General features: G+C 69.2%; 21 protein-coding genes and 1 pseudogene. 8 read left to right on the forward strand and 14 right to left on the reverse strand.

Translation table 11 applies throughout. The features are described from left to right. Positions 1 to 37 precede the first annotated feature (37 nt). Complete coding sequence (locus tag G6N49_RS25160; protein WP_064873447.1) at positions 38 to 910, forward strand: alpha/beta fold hydrolase; 873 nt, start codon at positions 38 to 40, stop codon at positions 908 to 910. Next, positions 907 to 2,301, forward strand: coding sequence for a WS/DGAT/MGAT family O-acyltransferase (locus G6N49_RS25165; RefSeq protein ID WP_064873445.1), 1,395 nt, complete (start codon positions 907 to 909; stop codon positions 2,299 to 2,301). The genes G6N49_RS25160 and G6N49_RS25165 overlap by 4 nt, the downstream gene beginning before the upstream one ends. Here the strand turns inward: G6N49_RS25165 and G6N49_RS25170 are convergent. The 8 genes from G6N49_RS25170 to G6N49_RS25205 are packed head-to-tail and all read right to left on the reverse strand — an operon-like array spanning position 2,288 to position 9,886. After that, entirely contained in the window at positions 2,288 to 3,304 is a 1,017-nt protein-coding gene (locus tag G6N49_RS25170; protein WP_064873443.1) for a Rieske (2Fe-2S) protein, read from the reverse strand. The genes G6N49_RS25165 and G6N49_RS25170 overlap by 14 nt on opposite strands. Continuing rightward, on the reverse strand, positions 3,301 to 4,821 hold the full coding sequence (locus G6N49_RS25175; protein ID WP_064873441.1) for an FAD-dependent oxidoreductase: 1,521 nt from the start codon (positions 4,819 to 4,821) through the stop codon (positions 3,301 to 3,303). Before G6N49_RS25175 ends, G6N49_RS25170 begins: the two co-directional genes overlap by 4 nt. A 28-nt stretch (positions 4,822 to 4,849) precedes the next feature. Continuing rightward, a complete protein-coding gene (locus G6N49_RS25180; RefSeq protein WP_083045261.1) occupies positions 4,850 to 5,569 on the reverse strand; it encodes a class I SAM-dependent methyltransferase in 720 nt (239 codons plus the stop codon). Next, positions 5,562 to 5,903, reverse strand: a complete 342-nt coding sequence (locus G6N49_RS25185) for a lycopene cyclase domain-containing protein (RefSeq protein ID WP_011562453.1) — start codon at positions 5,901 to 5,903, stop codon at positions 5,562 to 5,564. Before G6N49_RS25185 ends, G6N49_RS25180 begins: the two co-directional genes overlap by 8 nt. Continuing rightward, positions 5,900 to 6,244 (reverse strand): lycopene cyclase domain-containing protein, encoded by a 345-nt coding sequence (locus tag G6N49_RS25190; protein ID WP_011562452.1) that lies wholly within the window; start codon positions 6,242 to 6,244, stop codon positions 5,900 to 5,902. Before G6N49_RS25190 ends, G6N49_RS25185 begins: the two co-directional genes overlap by 4 nt. Before the next feature lie 3 nt (positions 6,245 to 6,247). Next, positions 6,248 to 7,198, reverse strand: coding sequence for a phytoene/squalene synthase family protein (locus G6N49_RS25195; protein WP_011857423.1), 951 nt, complete (start codon positions 7,196 to 7,198; stop codon positions 6,248 to 6,250). Then, positions 7,195 to 8,733, reverse strand: coding sequence for a phytoene desaturase family protein (crtI, locus tag G6N49_RS25200; RefSeq protein ID WP_064916186.1), 1,539 nt, complete (start codon positions 8,731 to 8,733; stop codon positions 7,195 to 7,197). The genes G6N49_RS25195 and crtI overlap by 4 nt, the downstream gene beginning before the upstream one ends. A 28-nt stretch (positions 8,734 to 8,761) precedes the next feature. Next, the gene (locus tag G6N49_RS25205; RefSeq protein WP_011857421.1) at positions 8,762 to 9,886 is read right to left on the reverse strand and encodes a polyprenyl synthetase family protein; all 1,125 of its coding nucleotides are present in this window, start codon (positions 9,884 to 9,886) and stop codon (positions 8,762 to 8,764) included. 135 nt (positions 9,887 to 10,021) lie between these two features. Here G6N49_RS25205 and G6N49_RS25210 point away from each other — a divergent pair, with 135 nt between their 5' ends. Together G6N49_RS25210 and dps are read left to right on the forward strand one after the other, a co-directional pair. Next, positions 10,022 to 10,945, forward strand: coding sequence for a DNA-3-methyladenine glycosylase family protein (locus tag G6N49_RS25210; protein WP_011857420.1), 924 nt, complete (start codon positions 10,022 to 10,024; stop codon positions 10,943 to 10,945). Positions 10,946 to 11,033: 88 nt separating this feature from the next. Then, positions 11,034 to 11,573, forward strand: coding sequence for a DNA starvation/stationary phase protection protein Dps (gene dps / locus G6N49_RS25215; RefSeq protein WP_011562447.1), 540 nt, complete (start codon positions 11,034 to 11,036; stop codon positions 11,571 to 11,573). Positions 11,574 to 11,634: 61 nt separating this feature from the next. Here dps and G6N49_RS25220 read toward each other — a convergent pair whose 3' ends face one another. The 5 genes and pseudogenes from G6N49_RS25220 to G6N49_RS25240 all read right to left on the reverse strand — a co-directional run bounded on the left by G6N49_RS25220 (position 11,635) and on the right by G6N49_RS25240 (position 14,554). Continuing rightward, entirely contained in the window at positions 11,635 to 11,910 is a 276-nt protein-coding gene (locus G6N49_RS25220; RefSeq protein ID WP_011857419.1) for a hypothetical protein, read from the reverse strand. Further along, positions 11,907 to 12,377: a DUF5078 domain-containing protein gene (locus G6N49_RS25225; RefSeq protein WP_011857418.1), complete on the reverse strand. Its 471-nt coding sequence runs from the start codon at positions 12,375 to 12,377 to the stop codon at positions 11,907 to 11,909. The genes G6N49_RS25220 and G6N49_RS25225 overlap by 4 nt, the downstream gene beginning before the upstream one ends. 38 nt (positions 12,378 to 12,415) lie before the next feature. Beyond that, positions 12,416 to 12,751 (reverse strand): DUF732 domain-containing protein, encoded by a 336-nt coding sequence (locus G6N49_RS25230; protein WP_041309948.1) that lies wholly within the window; start codon positions 12,749 to 12,751, stop codon positions 12,416 to 12,418. A gap of 70 nt (positions 12,752 to 12,821) precedes the next feature. Continuing rightward, entirely contained in the window at positions 12,822 to 13,649 is an 828-nt protein-coding gene (aqpZ, locus tag G6N49_RS25235) for an aquaporin Z (protein WP_011857417.1), read from the reverse strand. A 108-nt stretch (positions 13,650 to 13,757) separates the two neighbouring features. Next, positions 13,758 to 14,554 (reverse strand): annotated as a pseudogene (locus G6N49_RS25240) (PaaI family thioesterase). A gap of 611 nt (positions 14,555 to 15,165) precedes the next feature. On the opposite strand from G6N49_RS25240, the gene gltB reads away from it, so the two are divergent. From gltB to G6N49_RS29235, 3 genes are all read left to right on the forward strand, one after another. Continuing rightward, complete coding sequence (gene gltB / locus G6N49_RS25245; protein ID WP_083045262.1) at positions 15,166 to 19,776, forward strand: glutamate synthase large subunit; 4,611 nt, start codon at positions 15,166 to 15,168, stop codon at positions 19,774 to 19,776. Then, positions 19,769 to 21,247, forward strand: a complete 1,479-nt coding sequence (locus G6N49_RS25250; RefSeq protein WP_011857414.1) for a glutamate synthase subunit beta — start codon at positions 19,769 to 19,771, stop codon at positions 21,245 to 21,247. Before gltB ends, G6N49_RS25250 begins: the two co-directional genes overlap by 8 nt. Positions 21,248 to 21,499: 252 nt before the next feature. Next, the gene (locus tag G6N49_RS29235) at positions 21,500 to 21,640 is read left to right on the forward strand and encodes a hypothetical protein (protein WP_011562439.1); all 141 of its coding nucleotides are present in this window, start codon (positions 21,500 to 21,502) and stop codon (positions 21,638 to 21,640) included. Positions 21,641 to 21,701: 61 nt separating this feature from the next. Here the strand turns inward: G6N49_RS29235 and G6N49_RS25255 are convergent, their stop codons facing one another. Further along, positions 21,702 to 22,559 carry an LLM class F420-dependent oxidoreductase gene (locus G6N49_RS25255; RefSeq protein WP_083045263.1) on the reverse strand — a complete coding sequence of 286 codons (858 nt, stop codon included), beginning with the start codon at positions 22,557 to 22,559 and terminating at the stop codon, positions 21,702 to 21,704. Between the two features lie 72 nt (positions 22,560 to 22,631). Between G6N49_RS25255 and G6N49_RS25260 the strand changes: the two genes are divergently transcribed. Further along, on the forward strand, positions 22,632 to 23,201 hold the full coding sequence (locus tag G6N49_RS25260) for a TIGR03086 family metal-binding protein (RefSeq protein ID WP_041925183.1): 570 nt from the start codon (positions 22,632 to 22,634) through the stop codon (positions 23,199 to 23,201). Positions 23,202 to 23,211 lie beyond the last annotated feature (10 nt).

Consider the following 23,211-nt stretch of genomic DNA (forward strand, 5'->3'; position numbering starts at 1 on the left):
CGGGCACGACGACCATCGGCGCCGATGGGGGCTGACCATGCCGAGACTTCCCGGAATCCCCGCGCTGGCCGCTGTCGGCGACATCCCGCCCGGGCGGACCGTCGAACTGCCGGGGCGGGGCAGCACCTATGTCATCGACTCCGGGCCGCAGCACGGGCCCACGTACATGCTGCTGCACTCGGTGGCCTGTACCGGGTTGATGACCTGGTATCCGGCCCTGGAGGCGGTCAGGCAGTTCGGCCGGGTGGTGGTGTTCGACCAGCGTTGTCACGGGCACGGCATCAGTGCGCCGCGGTTCCTCCTCGAAGACTGCGCCGACGACGTCGCCGCGGTGGCCGACGCACTCGGTATCCGCACGTTCGTACCGGTCGGCTACTCGATGGGCTCGCTGGTGGCCCAGTTGGTCTGGCGGCGCCACCGTGAGCGCGTCGACGGGTTGGTGTTGTGCGCCGGGGCGGCGGCCGTCTCGCGCGCGAGCTACGAGCGGCTGGCCACCGGGATCTTCGCCGCGTTCATCGACGCGTTCAGCCCGCCGCTGCGGGGGCCGTCGCTCACCCCGGTCTCCTCGGTGGCCGACGGGGCATTCGGTGTGCCGCAGTGGCTGCTCGACCAGTTCCGCACCACCAGTCCCGGCGCGATCACCCGCGCCCTCGCCGAGATCACCCGGTTCGACTCGCGGCCGTGGGTTCCGGAGATCGACGTGCCCACGTCGGTGGTGATCACGCTGCGCGACCGCGCGTTCGGGACGGGGCGCCAGCGCTGGCTGGCCGAGCGGATACCCGGCGCCCACGCGGTGCCGGTCGACGCCGGCCACGCCAGCTGCACGTTGCAGGCCGCGAAATTCGTGCCCGCGCTGAGCGAGGCGATCGGTTCGGTACACGAACGCGTGCTCACCGACGTCGCATCGTGAAGCAGCTCAGCGGCTGGGATGTCCTGCTGCTGAACAGCGAAACGCCCAACGTGCACCAGCACACCCTGAAGGTCGCCGTCGTCGACACCTCGGCGTTCGAGGGCGAACCGAGCTTCGAGGCGTTCTGCGAGACGCTGCGCGGCCGCATGCATCTGCTGGAGCCGCTGCGCTACGAACTGGTTGACGTCCCGTTGCATCTGCACCGCCCGATGTGGCGGGAGAACGCCGACGTCGACCTCGGCTACCACGTGCGGCAGGTTCGGGTGTCCGCTCCCGGTGGACGGCGGGAGCTCGACGCGCTCATCGGCGAGATCGCAGGCACCGCACTGGATCGCAGCCGTCCGCTGTGGGAGCTCTACTACGCCGAGGGCCTTGCGAACAACCGGGTTGCGGTGATCGGGAAGGTCCATCACGCGCTCGCCGACGGGGTGGCCTCGGCGAACCTGATGGCTCGGGCCATGGAATGGCCCGACCTCGTTCCCGACAGCGGGCCCGTGGCGGGTGACACGCGCGGCGAGCCGTCGGCGGTGGAGCTGATCCGCGATGCGGCCCGCGACCATGCGCGCAAGCTGACCGAGCTGCCCGACGTCCTCAAGGACGGCGCCCTGGGGATCCACCGGCTGCGGCGCCGGTCACGGCAGCGCCGGGACAACCCCGACCTGGCCCACCAATTCCACCCGCCGCCAACGTTTTTGAACCACAGGTTGTCACCGGCGCGCAGCTTTGCCGGCGCCACCCTGTCGCTGGCCGAGGCCAAGGAGACGAGCAGGCGCCTCGGCGTCACGATCAACGATCTGGTCCTGGCCACCGCCGCGGGTGGGCTGCGCGAACTGCTGCTGGCCTACGACGGCCACGCCGACGAACCGATCATCGCCTCGGTGCCTGCCGCCACCGACATCTCGCGGGACCGCATCACCGGCAACGCGTTGAGCACCATGCTGGTGTCCTTGCCGGTGCACGTCGACGACCCCCTGGAGCAGGTGCGGCTGACCAGCCTCGCCGCCGGGATCGCCAAGGAGAACCACGATCTGCTCGGTCCCGCCACGGTCGGGCGGTCGCTGGAGTACGTACCGCCGACGGTCCTGCGCACCGTCTTCGGATGGACCTCCAGGCGCCGGGCGCCCAATCAGCTGTTCAACGTGATCGTCTCGAACGTCCCCGGACCGCGGCAGTGGGGCCGCATCGCCGGGGCGGTGGTCAGCGAGATCTACTCGGTGGGGCCCCTGGCCGCGGGCAGCGCGATGAACGTCACGGTGTGGAGCTACGTCGACCAACTGAGCTTCTCGGTGCTCAGCGACGGCGAGACGCTCGCGGACACCCACGAGGCGACCGATGCGATGGTTCGCGCCTTCGGGCGCATCCGCACCGCGGCGGGTCTCACCGTCGGTTGAGCTGTGAGCGCACTGCGTAACGGCGCTCCGCATACGCGAGGTCGTCGCGCCACAGCTTCGTCGCCGCATGCCGCATGAACGGCGTGATCAACGGCGCGACCTTCTTCCCGTAGCCGAACCGGCGCCGATCCGAGTGTGCGACAACGGCTTCGATCACCGCGGTGCGCGGACGCCCGTCCGGACCCGGACCGACGGGTGTCGCGTGGGTTTCCACGACGCTGCCCGCGCCCTCACCGTCGATGATCCGCATGACGATCGTGCGCGGTCCGGGCGCGATGAACTCGGCGACCACCGGCACGCCCAGGCGGCCGATGCGGAACGTGACCGCCACGAGGAACCGGTCTTCCGCTTCGGGCACCTCACCGGCCGTCGGGGCGCTGAGCACCTCGAGGCGGGTGAACGAGTACGGGTGGAACCAGGCGCCGTGCCACGGGTCGAGCCGGTTGGCGATCACATCGTCGGGTTCGCAGACACCGACCAGGCTGGTCACCGCGTGCAGCGTGGGTTCCGCCGGGCGCACCGGGATGATCGGGCGGTCCGTCGGCTGCTCGCCGCCGACCCGGTCGAGACGGACCCAGGCCAGTACCCCGTCGTCGAAGGCGGGCAACGGTTTCCACCCGAATTCGCGGCGCTCCCCGGACAGCCGCAGGCCGTGCCAGGGGCAGATCAGCGTGCCGCAGTCGACGGTGCCGGTGGACAGGTCCGCCCCGAGATGCGGACAGCTCGCGGGGCCGACACGCAGTTCGCCGCCGGCGCCCCGCCACGCGACGAGTTCGACGCCGCCCACCGAGGCGCCCACCGGTTTGTGCCGGATGGTGTCGCTGGCCGCGAACGGGAACCAGTTGCCGCTCGGACGGGACTTCGCGCGGGCGAGCGCATCGTTGATCAGTGCCGGCTGCGCATCCTGGTAGGTGGGTTTCTGCTCCGCCCAGTCGATATGCGGAAGCACCTGGAACGGTGACGATTTCGCCCACTTGGCCTTGATGTCGGCGAACGCGCTCATGACTGCAGTTGCCTCCGTCGCTCGGCGAGTCGTCTGAGCGTCGCGGACCGGCCGGTGGTCGGCACGGTCGTGACGGCGTGGCCCGCGACACCGAAGTGCGCGAGCAGGCGGTTGGCGGCCGCCCAGCCCGTCGTGGCGGCACGCTCCATCAACGCCACCGGAAGGTCGATGCGGATGCCGTCGCCGGCCAACGCCAGACCGTCGACCGGGGTGCCCACCGTGGGCCGGACGGCGAAGTCGCCGGGCGCGAACCGCGGGCAGTCGCCGCGCAACAACAGCCGTTCCCCGACGATGTTGGCCTGCGCCGTCTCGGGGAAGATCGCGTGCATCCGGGCCAGCAGTTGCCGCGGCAGTTCCTCGGAGGTGTCGGTCACCGCATACGAGTGCAGTTCGACGACCGACCCGTTGGTGCGCCGGGCCCAGTCGGCGGCCTGACGTTCGTAGCGTTCGAGCACACTGACATTGTCCAGCGGCGTCAGCCCCCCGGTGCCCAAGAACGCCGGCCGATCGGGCGCCACCGGACGGTCCAGCCAGATGCGGTGCACCAGGAACGGCGGTGCGGTGCCCAGCCCGTCGACCGCCGCCCGCCACGCGTCGTCGCCCAGTTCGGCTGAGCCGGCGACGATTCCGCGCAGACCGGTGACATCGGTGGCCAGCACCACCCCGTCGGCGGACAACGCCTGTCCGGAGTCGCAGTGCACGGTGAAACCGGGCTCTACCGCGGTCGCCGACACACCGGTGTGGAAGCGGACACCGCGGCCCTCGAGGTAGCGACGCAGCGGATTCCACAGCGCAACGTCGAAGTTGTCGTTCGCGACGTCGAACACCAGCCCCTCGCTGGAGCCGAGGAAGTAGATGTGGAACATCGTGGCCAGTTCCGCCGCCGACAGATCCGGCGGCTGGGCGAAGAAGCTGCGGGAGAACACCTCGAACGCCAGATGCCGGGCGGCCTCGGGGAAGTTGATGTCGCGCAGGAACTGATCGGCGTCGACGTGGTCGAGCCGGTCGTAGATGTCGGGCACCGACACCGTCGCCAGCGGTGCGGCCGCCCTGGCGTTGAGCCGGGCCAGATCCCGCAGCCGGAATGTGGGGCTGCGCAACGCGAACGCCACGGCGTTGAACGGCGGGGTCTGCGGTAGTCCGCGGAACGTGTCGCGGCGGCCCTGACCGTCGATCAGCGGATAGTCCTCGACGGGGATCAGCATCGACAGCTGAGGGTCGACGCGGCGCAGCAGGTCGCGCAGGTTGTAGTACTGGCGGAAGAACGCGTGGAAGCCGCGGTTCATCGCCGCCGCACCGACCCCGTCCACCTCGTCGGCCCAGCCGCCGACCCGGCCGCCCAGGTACGGCTCACGCTCGACGACGTCCACCTCGACGCCACGTTCGGCCAGTCCGGTGGCGGCGGTCAGCCCGGCGATACCGCCGCCGACCACGACCGCGCGTGGGCGGGTGGTCAGCGAGGTGGCGTCGGGTCGTCCCGGGAACGCCGGATGGACGACGCGTCGGGGGTCCTTCATCGGGCACCTCTGCTCTTCGCGCAAGCGCTCATCGCCGGGTGGCCCTCCCGGTGAACGTGTGCACGACGTTGCGCTGCCAACCGGGCATGGTCTCACTGTGGACGTCGGTGAATCCGTTGCGCTGCAACCTGTCCAGGAAGGCCGACGCCCCGTCGAAGTCGAGGACGCTGCGCCGCAGATACGTGTACAGCGATGCGTCGCCGGTGCGCAGGCGACCGGCCGGGATGATGATCGCCCAGCACACCGCATTCCACACCGCGGTCGCCACGGCGGAGTCGCGCACCGAGTATTCGTGCACGGTCAGCGGTGCGCCGGGGTTGAGCATGTCGCGGAACGTCCGCAGTTGGGTGTCCGGGTCGGCGAGGTTGCGCAGCAGATAGGCGGCGAAGATCCCGTCGAACGGTCCGGTCACGTCGGCGTCGGCGATGTCCTCGATGCGGCTGTGGACGAAGCGCACCGAGTCGGGCCACGCCTTCGACCGCGCCTCGGCGAGCATACCGGCCGAGGCGTCGACGGCGACGATCTCGGCGTGCGGGGCGGCGGCGAGCAGCGCGGCGGTCGATGCGCCGGTGCCGCAGCCCGCGTCGAGCAGGCGCATACCGCGTCCGCCGTCGGGCAGGCCCATCCGCTGCGCGGACAGCCGGAGATGGTCGTGGTAACCGGGATTGGCGCCGACGAGCTTGTCGTAGGCGGCCGCGCCGACGTCGAACGCGGCGGGCACCTGGGCGTGGGGCAGCGCGTCACTCATCGTGCACCCGCTCGCCGACCTTGACGCCCCTGGTCCGCTGACGCTCCCAGAGCAGCAGCACCCCGGTCACCAACGCGAAACCGAACAGGAAGTCCTCGACCGGGATGTCCCAGGGGAACCGGATGCCACTGGTGTGCTCCTCGTTGTAGATGACGATGGGGTCGCTGAGCTTCGTCAGCCATCCGTCGACCGGGATCTGGAAGCCCACCACGATGACCATCGAGATCCAGTACGCGGGCCGCCGGAACAGGCCGGTGCGCAACCACAGAACCTCCCAGGCCACCACCACGACCACCGCCACGATCGCGGGCAGGGTGTAGCCGAGACCGATCATGAGGACTGCGCCGATCGCGCGCGCAGCCGGCGTTTGAGGTAGGTGAGGATGGTGTCGACCGCGTTGTAGGTGAACAGCCCGCAGAGCGGGATCACGATGAAGAACAGCAGTTCCTCGATCGGCACGCCCGGGAACCCGATGCCGGTGACGAACCGCGGGTTGTAGCCCCAGACGTCGGCGAAGATCGCGATCAGATCCCACACGACGAACACCGCGGCGATCGGCAGGATCGCCGCAGCGGCCCGCCTGGCCTGGCGGTACACCCCGGCGCCGAAGACCTCCAGCGGCAGGGTGACCAGCAGACAGGCGCCCAGGACCAGCAGGTAGTGGAAACGATCCATGCCTCAGACCTTCGCGGGGTGGGCGATGCGGGCGCGCCAGGCCCGCAGCAGCCCGGCACCCGCCACCTGGAGCCGGCGTCCGTTCCCCACGGTGGCGCGCTGGTTGAAGATGTCGAAATCGATGGCCTCGATGCGGTCCAGTATCTCCGAATAGAGCACGGCCGCGGCGCCGACACAGGCCCGCGAGCGCGGATGCAGCAGATCGACGCCGTGCCGGGCGTAGTCGTACACGCGCCGGGTCACCGCGTGCTGTTCGGCCAGCGCATTGCGGACCCGGGTGTCGGTGCGCTTGGTGGTGTGACACCACATCAGCAGATCGCGGTCGACGCCGTGCGCGGCTAGTTCGTCGGCGGGCAGGTACACCCGCCCCCGGTCGAGGTCCTCGTCGACGTCGCGCAGGAAGTTGGTCAGCTGGAAGGCTTTACCGAGGGCCGCCGCGTACGGAGCGGCCTCCTCGCGCGGGACGACCGTGCCCAGGACCGGCAGCAGCTGCAGCCCGATGACCTCCGCGGAGCCGTACATGTAGCGGTCGATCGACGCCCGGTCCGGATAGTCGGTCACGGTGAGGTCCATCCGCATCGACGCCAGGAAGTCGTCGAACAACTCCCACGGGATCCCGTAGCGGCGGGCGGTGTGCACCACCGCGGCCAGCGCCGGATCGCCGCCGGTGGCGTTGCCCTGCACGAGACCGTCGAACAGCTGGGTGGCCAGCCGGTGCAGGCGGTCGGCACGTTCGGCGGTGGTGGCCGCGGAGTCCAGATCGTCGAGGATGTCATCGGCGCGGCGGGCGAACCCGTACAGGGCGTGCACCGCGGGCCGCTGCTCGGGCGCCAGCAGCCGGGTCGCCAGGTAGAACGTCCGGCCGTGTTCGGCGTTGAGCACCCGGCAGCAGCGGTAGGCGTTGCGCAGCGCGGGGTCGCGTACCCCGGCGGCGTCGAGTTCGGATCCGATCATGACAGCCCGCTCCTCGTTCTGGTCGGGGCCGCCGTGGGGGTGGACGGGGTGACGGTCCCGGTGATTCGATCTGCGGCCAACCGGCCGGACAGCAACGCGGTCGGCACCCCGACGCCGGGGACCGTGGACGATCCGGCCAGCACGACGTTCTCGGCGCCGCGAATCGTGTTCGCGGGCCGGAACGGGCCGGTCTGGCCGAAGGTGTGCGCCAACGCGAACGGGGTGCCCGCCGCCATGTCCTGGCGGGCCCACCCGTCGGGGTCCACGACGTGCAGCAGTTCGAGGTCGTCGCCGACCGCGGGCATCCGCCGGCGCACCGTGGCCAGCATCCCCTCCACGTAGGCGTCGCTCGTCTGAGACCAGTCGACGTGTCCCACGGCCTTGTTCGGTGCGGGCGCCAGCACGTAGAGCAGATCGCGACCCGGTGGTGCGAGGCTCGGGTCGCCGGCGGTGGGCCGGGTGACCAGCAGCGACGGATCGCTCATCACCCGTCCCTCGTCGATGATGTCGCGGAACGTCTGCTCCCAGGCGCCGCCGAACAGGATGTTGTGGTGCGCCATGACATCCCCGCTGGGATCCACCTTGGCGCACCCGACATGTGCCACCACCGCCGACGGCGCAGGCCGCAGCGGCAACAGGCGCCGCGGTGTGCGGCCGAGCAGGCGATAAGTGGTCGGCAACTCCGTGGTGAGGACGACGGCGTCGGTGGGGATGCGGTCACCCGCGTCTGTGCGCACCGCCGTCACCCGGCCGTCGGCGCTGCGTTCGAGCACGGAAACCGCTGAACCGTAACGGAATTCGACTCCGGCGTCGGAGGCGGCGGCCGCCATCGCATCCGGTACGGCGCGCATGCCGCCGCGGGGGAAGTAGACCCCCGCCACGGTGTCCATGTAGGCGATCACCGCGTAGGCGGCCAGCGCCTTGTGTGGTGGCACGCCGGCGTAGAGCGCCTGGAAGGTGAAGATGCGGCGCAGCCGTTCGTCGGCAATGTAGTTGCGCACCACGCGATCCCACCGCCGGAAACCGCCCATCGCGGCCAGCCGGGCCAGCTGGGGTGTCACCAGGGACAGCGGTGAATCGAAGTTGGAGGCGATGAAACCGTTGAACTCGGCCTGGTACAGCCGGGTCAGCCAGGTGCGCAGCCGCAGATAGCCGTCCGCGGCGTCGGAGCCGGCGAAGCGTTCGATCTCGGAGGCCATCGCAGTGGCGTCGGTGTGCACGTACAGACCGCTGCCGTCGGCGAACGACGCGTGGTAGGCCGGGTCGACGCGGTCGAGTTCGAGGCGCCCGTTCATCGAATCGCCCACGGCGGCGAAGGCGTCCTCGATGATGTCGGGCATCGTCAACACGGTCGGCCCGGTATCGAGCCGGTACCCGTCGATGTCGAGCCGGCCCATCCGGCCGCCCGGGAACGTCTCGCGTTCGAGCACCGTGACGGTGCGGCCGCGCCCGGCCAGCTGTAGTGCGGCCGACAGGCCGGACAATCCGGCGCCGACGACCACCACGCGGTCTGTTCGCCCCCCGACGGTGCGCATCAGTTCGATTCTCCTGACTGTTTCCCGGTCACGCTGCCCGCCGAGTGCATACGGCGGCCATGTTGACCAGTGCGGTTCTGACGGTGTCGTCGAGTGGGCTGGTGTGGATGCGCTCCAGCGCGTGCGAGAGCCGCCGGTCGATCAGCTGCTCGATCCACTGCACGGCACCGGTCGCGGCGATGAGGTGCTGCCAGCGGGTGATGTCACCGGCGTCGAGGTCGCGTCGCGACATCAACTCGGTGAGTTGGTTGCGCACCGACGGTTCGGCCAGCCGGTGCGCCGCGACCACCACGCTGGTGGCCTTGTGTTCGGACAGGTCGCCGCCTGCGGGTTTACCGGTCACCGTCGGGGCACCGAAGATGCCGAGGAGGTCGTCGCGCAGCTGGAACGCCTCACCGACGGCCGCGCCGTAGCGGCCGAGCAACCCCAGCGTCGCCTCGGGGCAGCCGGCCAGTGCACCGCCGATCTCCAGGGGGCGGCGCACCGTGTAGTTCCCGGATTTGCGGCGTGCGACGTCGAGCACGTCCTCCAGTGTCGGCCGTCCGCCCGCGTCATTGACCAGATCGGCGAACTGGCCCACCGCCAATTCCGTGCGCATCGCGTCGTACCGGGGCCACGCCCGGGCCAGTGCGCGGTCACCCAGACCGCTCTCGCGCATCATCTGCCCCGCCCACACCAGGCAGAGGTCGCCGAGCAGCACCGCCGCCGAGGCGCCGAACCGCTCCGCGGATCCGTTGAGTCCGTTGTCCCGGTGCCACTGCGCGAAGCGCACATGCGCCGCCGGACGGCCCCGGCGCAGCGGTGAATCGTCCATCACGTCGTCCTGCAGCAGCGCGAACACGTGCAGCAGGTCGAAACTCGCCGCGGCGCGCAGGGCGGCGTCGTCGGGGGCGGCACCGGCCAGCCAGCCGAGGTAGGCGAACGTCGAACGCAGGCACTTACCGTCGCCGACGAAGTCGGAGAGCACGTCGAGGGTGACGTCGACACCGGTGAGCCGCAGGTCGTCGGCGCACCGGTCGGTGACGAACTCGGTCACCGCATCGATCGCCGCGCGGCGCACATCCCTGCGCCAGGTGTCGAAGGAGTCGGCCGTGAGCCGGGCTGGGGCTGGCCGCAAAGCTGCGGCGAGCAGCCGATCGTCGACACCGCTCACCCGAAACCTTCCGCCGTCACCCTGCTGTGATCACCAAACTAGGGTTCTAGTTGTCCGTACCCGTGATCGTGGAAACCAATCGGGATCCGATGTCACGATTGCGTCATCACTTCGCTTATCCGTCGGGAGGCCGCCGTGCGGGCTGACCAGGGCCTTCGTCGCAGCGTGGGGTTCAGCGGTCCGGTCAGTCCGGCGCTCACCCTCTCGCCGCTGCGGCGGGGTCGCGGCGACCCCTGTTTCCACCTCGCCCCCGACGGGACGATCTGGCGCACCAGCCTGCCGCCGAGCGGCCCGGTGACCGCCCGCATCACCCGGGCGTCGGCGAACACGGTCGACGTCGACGCCTGGGGTCCCGGCGCGACCGAATTCCTCGACCACGCGCCCGCACTGCTCGGCGCCGACGACGACGACGCGGGCTTCGCCCCGCAGGAGCCGACGATCGCCCTGGCGCACCGGCGGGTGCCTCACCTGAGGTTGGGGCGCACCGGCCGGGTGCTCGAGGCGCTGATCCCCGCGGTGCTCGAACAGCGGGTCGCCGGCATGGACGCGTTCCGCGCCTGGCGGCTGCTGGTCACCGAGTACGGCACGCCGGCGCCCGGGCCCGCCCCGGCGCACATGCGGGTGCCGCCCAGCGCGCAGGTCTGGCGGCACGTCCCGTCGTGGGAGTTCCACCGCGCCAACGTCGATCCGCGCCGGGCGCGCACGGTGGTGCTGTGCGCACAGCGGGCCGAGTCGCTCGAGCGACTGTCCGCCCGGCCGGCCGAGCAGGCGCGCGCGGCGATGATGTCGCTGCCGGGGGTCGGGGAGTGGACCGCCGCAGAGACCGCGCAACGGGCGTGGGGTGACCCAGACGCGCTCTCGGTCGGTGACTACCACCTCGCGAAGACGGTCGGGTGGAGCCTGCTCGGCCACCCGATCGACGACCCCGCGATGGTCGAACTGCTCGAACCGATGCGCCCGCACCGCCACCGCGCGGTGCGCCTGCTGCTGGCCAGCGGACTGGCCCGCAACCCGCGCTTCGGCGCCCGCCTCGCGATCCCGAAGCTTGCCGAACTGTGACGTGCATCGGGGCTCTGATTACGCCGAGAGGGTGAGGGGTAGACGGAGGTTCGAAGACTTGATCAAGCGCGCAAGAAGGAGATGTTCCATGGCGTACACCGTTCCCGGCATGACCGACAAAGAGGGCGCACAGGTCGCGGAGCTGCTGCAGAAGCAACTCAGCCGGTACAACGATCTGCACCTGACGCTCAAGCACGTCCACTGGAATGTGGTCGGCCCGAACTTCATCGGTGTGCACGAGATGATCGATCCGCAGGTCGAGTTGGTGCGCGGCTACGCCGACGAGGTGGCCGAGCGCATCGCCACCCTGGGCGGCTCCCCGAAGGGCACCCCCGGGGCGATCATCAGCGACCGCACATGGGACGACTACTCGTTGGAGCGTGACACCGTCCAGGCGCACCTGGCCGCACTGGACCTGGTCTACGACGGCATCATCGAGGACACCCGCAAGAACATCGAGGAGACCGAGGAACCCGACCCGGTCACCAACGACATGTTGATCGGCCACGCCGCGGAACTGGAGAAGTTCCAGTGGTTCGTGCGGGCCCACCTGGAGAACGCGGGCGGCGACCTCAAGCACGGCGGCAAGTCCACCGAGAAGGGTGCGGCCAAGGCGGCCAAGAGCTAGCTTCCCGCACACGACGAAGAAGGCCCGCGTCCTCGGACGCGGGCCTTCTTCGTATCCGACTTCAGCCGCCGTTGGTGACGGGGTTCTTCGACAGCGCGATGAAACCGCCGTTGATCCACACACCCCAGCGGCCACCCCAGGCCGACGTCCACACGACCGGCTGCCCGGCCCAGTTCTCGGCCGGCTTGCGCGGCGCCCACGCCGGGACCGGCTCCCCGAGAGCGGGTGCGGGCGGCGGGGGAGGTGGGGGCTGCGCGATCGAGGTGGCAGTGCCGAGGCCGAGAGCACCTGCGCTGAGTGCGGCCGCGACCGCGACGGCAGTGACGATCGATTTCATCGTGCGTTGTGTCCCCAGTGCCACACCGAGGGATCCGCCGGTGGGTAGGTCATGCAGACATCGGTGGCGTGTGCGACGACGCCCTTGTTGTTGAAGAACAGCTTCGCCCAGTTGCCCCACCGGGTGGCGACCTGTTCGTAGTAGACGTTGGTGGCGGTGTTCTCGGAGTACTGCCTGCGGGCGGTGTAGTCCAGCGAGAAGAACCAGTAGATCCGGTCGCGGGCCATGTTCTGGATGTCCACCGGCCGGTTGTTGTAGTCGATCATGTACCGCTCGTAGTAGACGGGCGAGGTGTCGCGCGCCGCGGCCATGTACTGCTCGACGGTGCAGGTGGTCCGCATGATCCGGTTCGGGATCGGATAGTCGTCGGTGGCGTCGGCCGAGGCGACCGCCGGAGCCGCCAGCACGCCCATCGCCATGGCGGCGCTGATCGCACCCGTCCACAAGACTTTCAGACGGCCGGTCATGGCACTCCCTCGGTGTTCGGTCGGACGCGTACGGGCGCTCACGCGGGCTTCTCCGCGGCCTGATAGAGCAGCGCCTGATGGGCCGGGCAGTAGGTGGGGTAGGCCAGACCGATGAACTTCCACGCCTGTTCGGTGGTGCTGCCCTTCGGCAACTGCCTGCCGACGAATGTCGCCGACGCGAACGCGTCGCGGTCGACACCGCGATCGATCCGCTCACAGGCGATCTTGGCGATCCAGGCGTTGTAATCCTTCTGCCCGTAGATGCCGATGGTCTGCAGCGAGTTCGAGAAATCGGTGTCGGGATCGGCGTGCGCGACCGCCGGCGTGGCGAGCGCCATGCCAGCGACGGCAACCGCCAGGATCGCTCTCTTCATGGCGAGGATGTTAGCTTGCCTAATTCTGCTTGTCACGGCCACCCACCCGGGTCCGGTGGGGCCGGGCCGGCTACCGGACCTCTGGGTCGGGACCGCGTTCGACGCGCGCGTCCGCGACGTCCTCGGCGCGCACCTGGGCGTCCAGCGTTTCGTCGCGCACCGGCCGATCGGCCAGTTCCTCGTGCCGCCCGAACAGGTACGGGTAGGCCGCGCCGGCGATGGCGGCGCCGAGAAGGGGGGCGATCCAGAACACCCACAGCTGCGCGGGCGCCTCGTTGCCGTTGAAGAACGCCACGCCGGTGGAGCGGGCGGGGTTCACCGAGGTGTTCGAGATCGGGATCGAGATCAGGTGGATCAGCGTCAGGGTCAGCCCGATGGCCAGCCCGGCGAACCCCTTCGGGGCGCGGGTGTCGGTGGCGCCGAGGATCACCAGGAGGAAGATGCCCGTCAGCAGGACCTCGGCGATGACGACGGCCAGCAGCGAATAGCCCGCCGGCGAGTGGTTGGCGTATCCGTTGGCGGCCATGTTCCCGGTGGCGGTCCACCCCTCACGCCCCTTGGCGATGACGTAGATGACGAGTCCGGCCGCCACGCCGGCGATCACCTGGGTGAGCCAGTAGGCCGGCAGCACACGCCATTCGACCCGCCGGGCCAGTGCCGCGCCCAGCGTGACCGCAGGGTTGAAGTGCCCGCCGGAGATCGTCCCGAACGCGTACACGCCGGTGAGCACCGTGAGACCGAAGGCGAGCGAGACGCCGAGGAACCCGATGCCGAACGCGTAGCCGTCGGCCGAGGTGTACTTGGCGGCGAATACCGCGCTGCCGCAGCCGCCGAAGACGAGCCAGAACGTTCCGATGAACTCGGCGGCCACCCGATGCATCATGGTCGGCTCTCGCATGTCCCGCTCCTTTCGCGCTGGGTCGAGCGTGACACGGATCACTGCGGTATGTGGGTGGTGCGGCCGAATCGTGGTCGGACCGCAATGTCCCGGGAGGGCGTGCCCCGCTCAGCGGTACCCGGTGAAGCGCGCCGTCAGCGCCAGCTGCCCGTCGGCCCCGACGGCCTGTGCGTCAGCCACGCCGGTGGACCGCCCGACACGCAATGACGTTGCGCTGTAACGACATTCGCCACCCGCGACCAGCCTCCGCAGGAAGTTCACGCGCAGGGACCCGGTGCGCAGGGGAGTGTCGGCGCGGCCCGCGTTGAGTGCGGCGGACGCCACGAGTTCGAGGCCGGTGGCGGCCACCCCGCCGTGGACGATGCCGAGCATGTTGTTGATGACGGGGTCAGCGTGCTGCCTGAGCGAGGCCGGACCGTCCGCTTCCACGGCCATCATCGCGGCCAGGCCGACCTTGCGGGTGTGGTGCTCGGCGTGTTCCGGGAAATCGGTGAACTGGGCGCCGGTGATGTAGAAGGAGCGCACGCTGCCGGTGCCGATCACGACGTCGCGGTGGCTGAACTCGCACAGGGCCATCGCGGTGGGGCCCTTCTCGCCGACCGGCCACGCCCGCCCCACCACGCCCGCGTCGTCGGCCGTGATCAGGTCGGCGGTCTCCGGGACAGTTCCAGTGACAGTTCGGTCGACACGGTCCATTCGTCCTCGCCGCGTCGCAGGTGGTTGGCCAGGCCGCCGACGTGGTCGAGCAGCATCGCCAGCGGGGCCGCGGTGGGCAGGCCGGTGAGTGGGTTCAGCAGACCGCGGGTGGGCACCCGGGCGATGCTGTGGTCGCCGGTGCCCTCGAACGTCTCGATGCCGAACCGGCCGATCGGGGTGTTGAGCGGGTGTGACATCGCGCTCAGCATGCGGGACGGCGGCGCGGGCCAGGTACCCCTTGGGGGTACCGGCGCAGACTGCGGTGTTCGCCGGGACCGCACCGCGACGCCGGCGGAGCGCCAGCGTGGTGGCCGAGATTTGCTGTGGGACTCGGCAATCGGCCATTCGGCGGCTTCATGTGCGCGTCACGACGTCCGCTCAGGCGTAGGTCAGCGTTGTCTAAGAATCTGACTAGGCTTTCTGCAAACGTCACACAGTCAACAACACCAGCAAAATGGCCTCGAAATTCACCTACAGCAAACTGCTGGAATGTGGTAGCAATCTCTCGGCCGGATGCCGGTTCGGGCGCGGGCCCACGGGGGTCCGGTGAATCTGCCTGTAGCGCAGGTGTTTTCGCGCGACTGCCGATCGGCGCACGCAGACCTCGGCAACGTGGCGGGCGAGTATAGTTAGGTCCGACTAAGTTGGCATGTCAGCCGGTGTTTGACTTATCGTTTTCTTCACTTGTGGCGAGTGGGAAAAAGGCCGCTGTTCAGTGCTGCACAGAGGACCGCCTCCGCCCCGTCGGCTCACGCCGTCGCAGACGGCAGCCAACTGAAGCTTCGCCGAAGGTTCGAGAGTAAGGGTCAGGTGGGATCCAGTGGGACCAGTGCCCAGCGGGCTGTACAACCCCGCGTACGAGCACGACTCGTGTGGCGTGGCGATGGTGGCCGATATGCACGGGCGCCGCAGCCGCGACATCGTCGATAAGGCCATCACAGCCCTGCTCAACCTGGAGCACCGCGGTGCCCAGGGCGCGGAACCGAACACCGGCGACGGTGCGGGCATCCTGCTGCAGGTCCCCGACGAGTTCTTCCGGGCCGTGGTGGACTTCGACCTGCCCGAACCGGGCAGCTACGCCACCGGCATCGCATTCCTGCCGCAGTCGTCCAAAGACGCCGCGACGGCCTGCGAGCAGGTCCAGAAGATCGCCGAGGCCGAGGGGCTGACGGTGCTCGGCTGGCGCGACGTGCCGACCGACGACTCCTCGCTGGGCGCCCTGGCCCGCGACGCGATGCCCACGTTCCGGCAGGTCTTCATGGCCGGCGCGTCGGGAGATCCCTCTGCTCCTCGCGTCCGCGGCATGGACCTGGAGCGCCGGGCCTACGTCGTGCGCAAGCGCGCCGAGCACGAGCTGGGCACCAAAGGTCCTGGTCAGGACGGTCCGGGCCGGGAGACGGTGTACTTCCCGAGCCTGAGCGGTCAGACATTCGTCTACAAGGGCATGCTGACCACCCCGCAGCTGCGGGCGTTCTATCTCGACCTGCAGGACGAGCGGCTGACCAGCGCGCTGGGCATCGTGCACTCCCGCTTCTCCACCAACACCTTCCCGTCGTGGCCGCTGGCGCATCCGTTCCGCCGCGTCGCCCACAACGGTGAGATCAACACCGTCACCGGTAACGAGAACTGGATGCGGGCGCGCGAGGCGCTGATCCGCACCGACGTCTTCGGCACCCAGGCCGACCTCGACAAGATCGTTCCCGTCTGCACGCCGGGCGCATCGGACACCGCGCGCTTCGACGAGGTGCTCGAACTGCTGCACCTCGGGGGCCGCAGCCTGCCGCACGCGGTGCTGATGATGATCCCCGAGGCGTGGGAACGCCACGAGTCGATGGACCCGGCCCGACGGGACTTCTACCGCTACCACGCCTCGCTCATGGAACCGTGGGACGGCCCGGCGGCGGTGTGCTTCACCGACGGCACCGTGATCGGCGCCGTGCTCGACCGCAACGGTCTGCGCCCGTCGCGGATCTGGGCCACCGAGGACGGCCTGGTCGTCATGGCATCGGAGGCCGGGGTTCTCGACCTCGACCCGTCGACCGTCGTGCAGAAGATGCGCCTGCAGCCCGGCCGCATGTTCCTCGTCGACACCGCGCAGGGCCGCATCGTCTCCGACGAGGAGATCAAGGCCGAACTCGCCGCCGAACACCCGTACGGCGAATGGCTCGAGGCCGGCCTTTTCCAGCTCGAGGAGCTGCCGCCGGGTGACTACGTGCGGATGCCGCACCACCGGGTGGTGCTGCGCCAGCAGGCGTTCGGCTACACCTACGAAGAGCTCAACCTGCTCGTCGCCCCGATGGCGCGCACCGGCGCCGAACCGATCGGGTCGATGGGCACCGATACGCCCGTCGCCGTGCTCTCGCAGCGGCCGCGCATGCTGTTCGACTACTTCCAGCAGTTGTTCGCGCAGGTGACCAACCCGCCGCTGGACGCCATCCGCGAAGAGGTGGTGACCAGCCTGCAGGGCGTCATCGGCCCGGAGGGCGATCTGCTCAACCCGACCGCCGAATCGTGCCGTCAGATCGTGCTGCCGCAGCCGATCCTGCGCAACGCCGAACTGTCGAAGCTGATCTGCGTCGACCCCGACCACGAGATCCGCGGCCACAAGCACGGGATGCGCGCGGCGGTGATCCGCTGCCTGTACCCGGTCAACCGGGGCGGTCAGGGGCTGAAGGAGGCGCTGAACAACGTCCGCGCCAAGGTCTCGGCCGCCATCCGCGACGGCGCGCGCATCATCGTGCTCTCCGACCGCGAATCCGACGAGCAGATGGCGCCGATCCCGTCGCTGCTGAGCGTCTCGGCGGTGCACCACCATCTGGTCCGGGAGCGCACCCGCACCCAGGTCGGGCTCGTCGTCGAGGCCGGCGACGCCCGCGAGGTGCACCACATGGCCGCCCTGTGCGGCTTCGGCGCCGCGGCCATCAACCCCTACATGGCGTTCGAGTCGATCGAGGACATGGTCGACCGAGGGGTCATCACCGGGATCTCCAGCGACCAGGCCAAGGCCAACTACGTCAAGGCCGCCGGCAAGGGTGTGCTGAAGGTGATGTCCAAGATGGGCATCTCGACGCTGGCCTCCTACACCGGCGCGCAGCTGTTCCAGGCCATCGGCATCGACCAGACGGTGCTCGACGAGTACTTCACCGGGTTGAACTGCCCGGTCGGCGGTATCGATCTCGACGACATCGCCGCCGAGGTCGCCGCCCGTCATGCGCTGGCCTACCTCGACCGGCCCGACGAGCGGGCACACCGCGAACTCGAGGTCGGCGGCGAATACCAGTGGCGGCGGGAAGGGGAGTACCACCTCTTCAACCCGGACACGGTGTTCAAGCTGCAGCACTCCACCCGGACCGGCCAGTACTCGGTGTTCAAGGAGTACACCCAGCTCGTCGACGACCAGTCCGAGCGGATGGCCTCGCTGCGCGGCCTGCTGAAGTTCAAAGACGGTGTCCGTCAACCGATTCCGATCGACGAGGTGGAACCCGCCAGCGAGATCGTCAAACGCTTCTCCACCGGCGCGATGAGCTACGGCTCGATCTCGGCCGAGGCGCACGAGACGCTCGCAATCGCGATGAACCGCCTCGGCGGCCGGTCCAACTCGGGCGAGGGCGGCGAGGCTGTCACCCGCTTCGACCGCGACGACAACGGCGATTGGCGGCGCAGCGCGATCAAGCAGGTCGCGTCGGGCCGTTTCGGGGTCACCAGCCACTACCTGAGCAACTGCACCGACATCCAGATCAAGATGGCCCAGGGTGCGAAACCCGGTGAGGGCGGGCAGCTTCCGGGTCACAAGGTGTACCCGTGGGTCGCCGAGGTGCGGCACTCCACCCCGGGTGTCGGGCTGATCTCGCCGCCGCCGCACCACGACATCTACTCGATCGAGGATCTCGCGCAGCTTATCCACGACCTCAAGAACGCCAACCCGCAGGCCCGCGTGCACGTGAAGCTGGTCAGCGAGAACGGCGTCGGGACGGTCGCGGCGGGTGTCTCCAAGGCCCACGCCGACGTGGTGCTGATCTCCGGCCACGACGGCGGCACCGGCGCGACGCCGCTGACGTCGATGAAGCATGCCGGCGCGCCGTGGGAGCTGGGCCTGGCGGAGACGCAGCAGACGTTGCTGCTCAACGGTCTTCGCGACCGCATCGTGGTGCAGGTCGACGGTCAGCTCAAGACCGGCCGCGACGTGGTGATCGCCGCGCTGCTCGGCGCCGAGGAGTTCGGTTTCGCGACCGCACCGCTGGTGGTCTCGGGTTGCATCATGATGCGGGTCTGCCACCTCGACACCTGCCCCGTCGGCGTGGCCACCCAGAACCCGGTGCTGCGCGAGCGGTTCAACGGTAAGCCCGAGTTCGTCGAGAACTTCTTCATGTTCATCGCCGAGGAAGTGCGCGAGACCATGGCGCAGTTGGGTTTCCGCACCGTCAACGAGATGGTCGGCCAGGTCGGCGTGCTCGACACCACCGAGGCGGCCGAGCACTGGAAGGCCCACAAGCTCGACCTGTCGCCGGTGCTGCACGAGCCCGAGTCGGCGTTCATGAACCAGGACCTGTACTGCAGTTCGCGTCAGGACCACGGGCTGGACAAGGCGCTCGACCAGCAGCTGATCGTGATGTGCCGCGAGGCACTGGATTCCGGCACGCCGGTCAAGTTCTCGACCACCATCGCCAACGTCAACCGCACGGTCGGCACCATGCTCGGCCACGAGGTGACCAAGGCGTACGGCGGCCAGGGGCTCCCGGACGGCACGATCGACATCACGTTCGACGGTTCGGCGGGCAACAGCTTCGGCGCCTTCGTCCCCCAGGGCATCACGCTGCGGGTCTACGGCGATGCGAACGACTATGTGGGCAAGGGTCTCTCGGGTGGCCGGGTGGTGGTCCGTCCGGCGGAGAACGCCCCGGCCGACTACGTGGCCGAGGACAACATCATCGCAGGCAACGTCATCCTGTTCGGGGCGACCAGCGGTGAGATGTTCCTGCGCGGCCAGGTCGGGGAGCGCTTCGCGGTCCGCAACTCCGGGGCCGTCGCCGTCGTCGAGGGTGTGGGCGACCACGGTTGCGAGTACATGACCGGCGGCAAGGTCGTCATCCTCGGCCCGACCGGCCGCAACTTCGCGGCCGGGATGTCCGGCGGGATGGCGTTCGTCTACGACCCCGCGGGTGAACTCCCGGACAACCTCAACGCCGAGATGGTGGAGCTCGACACTCTCGACGACGAGAACGTCTCGTGGCTGCACGGCATGCTGCAGGCCCACGTCGACGCCACTGATTCGGCTGTGGGACAACGCATCCTGAACAACTGGGAAGAAGAGTTGAAGCATTTCGTCAAGGTCATGCCGCGCGATTTCAAGCGCGTGCTGGCCGCAATCGCCGAGGCGGAACGCACCGGCGCCGACAAGAACGAGGCGATCATGGCGGCCGCAAGTGGCTGATCCGCGCGGTTTTATGAAGTACACCCATCGCGAGCTCCCGCCGCGCCGGCCGGTGCCGCTGCGCCTGCGCGACTGGAAAGAGGTCTACGAGGACTTCTCCCACGAGACGCTGCAGACCCAGGCGGCCCGCTGCATGGATTGCGGGATCCCGTTCTGCCACAACGGGTGTCCGCTGGGGAACCTGATTCCCGAGTGGAACGACCTGGTCTTCAAGGACCGGTGGCGCGATGCGATCGAGCGGCTGCACGCGACCAACAACTTCCCGGAGTTCACCGGGCGGCTGTGCCCGGCGCCGTGTGAGGCCTCGTGCGTGCTCGGCATCAACCAGGACGCGGTCACCATCAAGCAGGTCGAGGTCGAGATCATCGACAACGCCTTCGACGAGGGCTGGGTCGTCCCGCTCCCGCCGGACCGGTTGACCGGTAAGAAGGTCGCCGTCGTCGGCTCCGGCCCGGCCGGGCTGGCCGCCGCCCAGCAGCTCACCCGCGCCGGTCACACGGTGACCGTGTTCGAGCGCGCCGACCGGATCGGCGGCCTGCTGCGCTACGGCATCCCCGAGTTCAAGATGGAGAAGCGCCACATCGACCGCCGGCTGGAACAGATGGAGGCCGAAGGCACCCAGTTCCGCACCGGCGTCAACGTCGGCGTCGACATCAGCGTCGCGCAGCTGCGCTCGGAGTTCGACGCGGTGGTGCTCGCCGGCGGTGCGACCGCATGGCGTGATCTGCCGATCCCCGGCCGCGAACTCGACGGCATCCACCAGGCGATGGAGTTCCTGCCGTGGGCCAACCGGTTTGCAGCGGGGGATTTGAAGAATGAAGTGACCGGCGAGGACGGCGAGCCGCCGATCACCGCGAAGGGCAAGAAGGTCGTCATCATCGGTGGCGGCGACACCGGCGCGGACTGCCTAGGCACCTCCCACCGGCAGGGTGCGGCGAGCGTCCACCAGTTCGAGATCATGCCGCGGCCGCCGGAGACGCGGGCGGACAGCACCCCGTGGCCGACCTATCCGTTGATGTTCCGGGTCTCCTCGGCGCACGAAGAGGGCGGTGAGCGGGTCTTCTCGGTCAACACCGAGGAGTTCTGCGGCGACGAGAACGGCCACGTCAGGTCGCTCAAGGTGCACGAGGTCGAGATGAAGGCCGGCAAGTTCGAGAAGATCGAGGGTTCGGATTTCGAGCTGGAGGCCGATCTGGTGCTGCTCGCCATGGGCTTTGTCGGGCCGGAGAAAGACGGCCTGCTGACCGACCTCAAGGTTGAGCTGACCGACCGCGGCAACGTCGCCCGCGACGACGACTTCGCGACCTCGGTGCCCGGCGTGTTCGTGGCCGGCGACATGGGCCGCGGACAGTCGCTCATCGTGTGGGCGATCGCCGAGGGGCGGGCGGCCGCCGCGGGTGTCGACCGGTACCTGATGGGTAAGAGCGCGCTGCCGGCTCCGATCAGGCCGACGGCGGTTCCGCAGCGGTAGATCGGGCCCGCCCGTAGCGATTGTGCGGTCTCATACGGCCACCCCGGCGTGTCGCGTATGGCGTCGCACAGTCGGCGCTCGACCGCAGCGCTACAGACCACAAGAACCACACCCGTCACACCAGAAACTCGCCGCAACCTCTTCGGCGCGCCTCATGGCGTTTGCCGCGAGGTCGAACTCTAATGACTTGATGTGGGTTTTGCGATATCGTGGCCCACGATCAGCAATTGAGTTATTGCAGGAGTAATCGCCGTGTACATCAACCCGATTTCCCGGTCACGGGTGGGTCGAATCGCCTGGTCATTGTTCCGTCACCCCGTCAAGAGCCGTGAGTTCCCCGCCAAGCACGAACGGCTCATCACCGCCGCCGAACTGGTGCGCTACGGCGTCTAGCTAAGCGGCGGACCGCTGGACAGGTGGTCGGCGCGGGCCGCCCCTGCATTTTGCTTGATCGTTATGCTTTCGTGACCGTCAGCCCGGAGTCCCTGATCGCCTCGGCGAGCGGTTCCAGCACCGCCGTGTCGTACGGCGACGGCAGATAGATGATCGCCAGGTCGAGACCCTCGGCGCCGAGTGCGGCCGCCTCGTCGACCACCTTCGCGTAGTCCCGGTCCGCGCCGAGACGGACGTGCGCCGAGAACATGATCTCCTTCGGATCGCGACCGATGTCCGCGCAGTGCGAGGCCAACACGTCCCGCTTGCGGGCGAACTCCTCGGGCGGGCCACCGACGTAGTTCCAGTGCTGCGCCCAACGGGCGGTGATGCGCAGCGTCCGCTTTTCGCCGCTGCCGCCGATGCAGATCGGCGGGTGCGGCTGCTGGGGACCCTTCGGCTCGTTGCGCGCGTCCTTGAGCTGGTAGTACTTCCCGTCGAAGCTCGTCGTCTCCTGGGAGAGCAGGCCGGTCAACACCTCACACGCCTCCTCGAAGCGGTCGAACCGCTCCTTGATCGAGCCGAGTTCGATGCCGTAGGCACCCGACTCCTCCTCGTTCCAGCCGGCGCCGATACCGAGTTCGAGCCGGCCGTTGCTGACGATGTCGAGGGCGGAGGCCATGTTGGCCAGGACCGCCGGGTGGCGGTAGTGGATGCCGGTGACGGGCACCCCGACGCGCAACCGCTTGGTGGCCTGCGCCAACGCGGTCAGCGTGATCCAGCCCTCGAGACAGGGGCCGGTCGAGTCGGAGAAGATCGGATAGAAGTGGTCGAACGTCCAGCCCGACTCGTAGACGTCGATGTCGTCGGCGGCCTGCCAGATCGGCAGCATCTCGGCCCAGGTGGTGTTCTGCGGTGAGGTCTTGAAGGCGAATCGCACGTCGACCCACGGTAGTCCGTCTTCCTGGGAGCGGCGCGATGAAATCGGAGGCGACCGGTGGTCAGTACCGCCATGGAGGATTTGAGCGAGGCATGCAGGCGGACGGCGGCAGTGCTGGCCGCGGTGACCGACGACGCGCTGGACGCGCCGACGCCGTGCAGCGAGATGCCACTGCGGGCGCTGGTGGCCCACATCGGCGGGTTGGCGCAGGCTTTCCGCGCGGCAGCGGACAAGGAGTTCGGCCCGTTGACTGACACCCCGCCGGAACCGGATACACCGCTGTCACCGGGATGGCGGACGGAATATCCGCGGTTTCTGGCCGAACTCGCCGAGTCCTGGCGGGACCCGGCGGCGTGGACGGGTATGACGCGCGCCGGCGGGATCGACCTGCCCGGAGAGGTCGCGGGTTCGGTCGCGTTGGCCGAGGTCGTCATCCACGGCTGGGACGTCGCCGTGGCCACCGGTCAGAACTATGACTGCGACGCCGCCACCGCCCACGCGTGCCTGCAGCATCTGAGCCAGTTCGACACCGCGGGCACCGAGGGAATGTTCGGCCCGGCCGTGCCGGTGCCCGACGACGCGCCGGCGATCGACCGCATCGCCGGGCTCAGCGGCCGCGACCCGGAGTGGAGTCCGCACTGAGGGCACACTG

Source organism: Mycolicibacterium monacense, assembly GCF_010731575.1.
GTDB lineage: Bacteria > Actinomycetota > Actinomycetes > Mycobacteriales > Mycobacteriaceae > Mycobacterium > Mycobacterium monacense.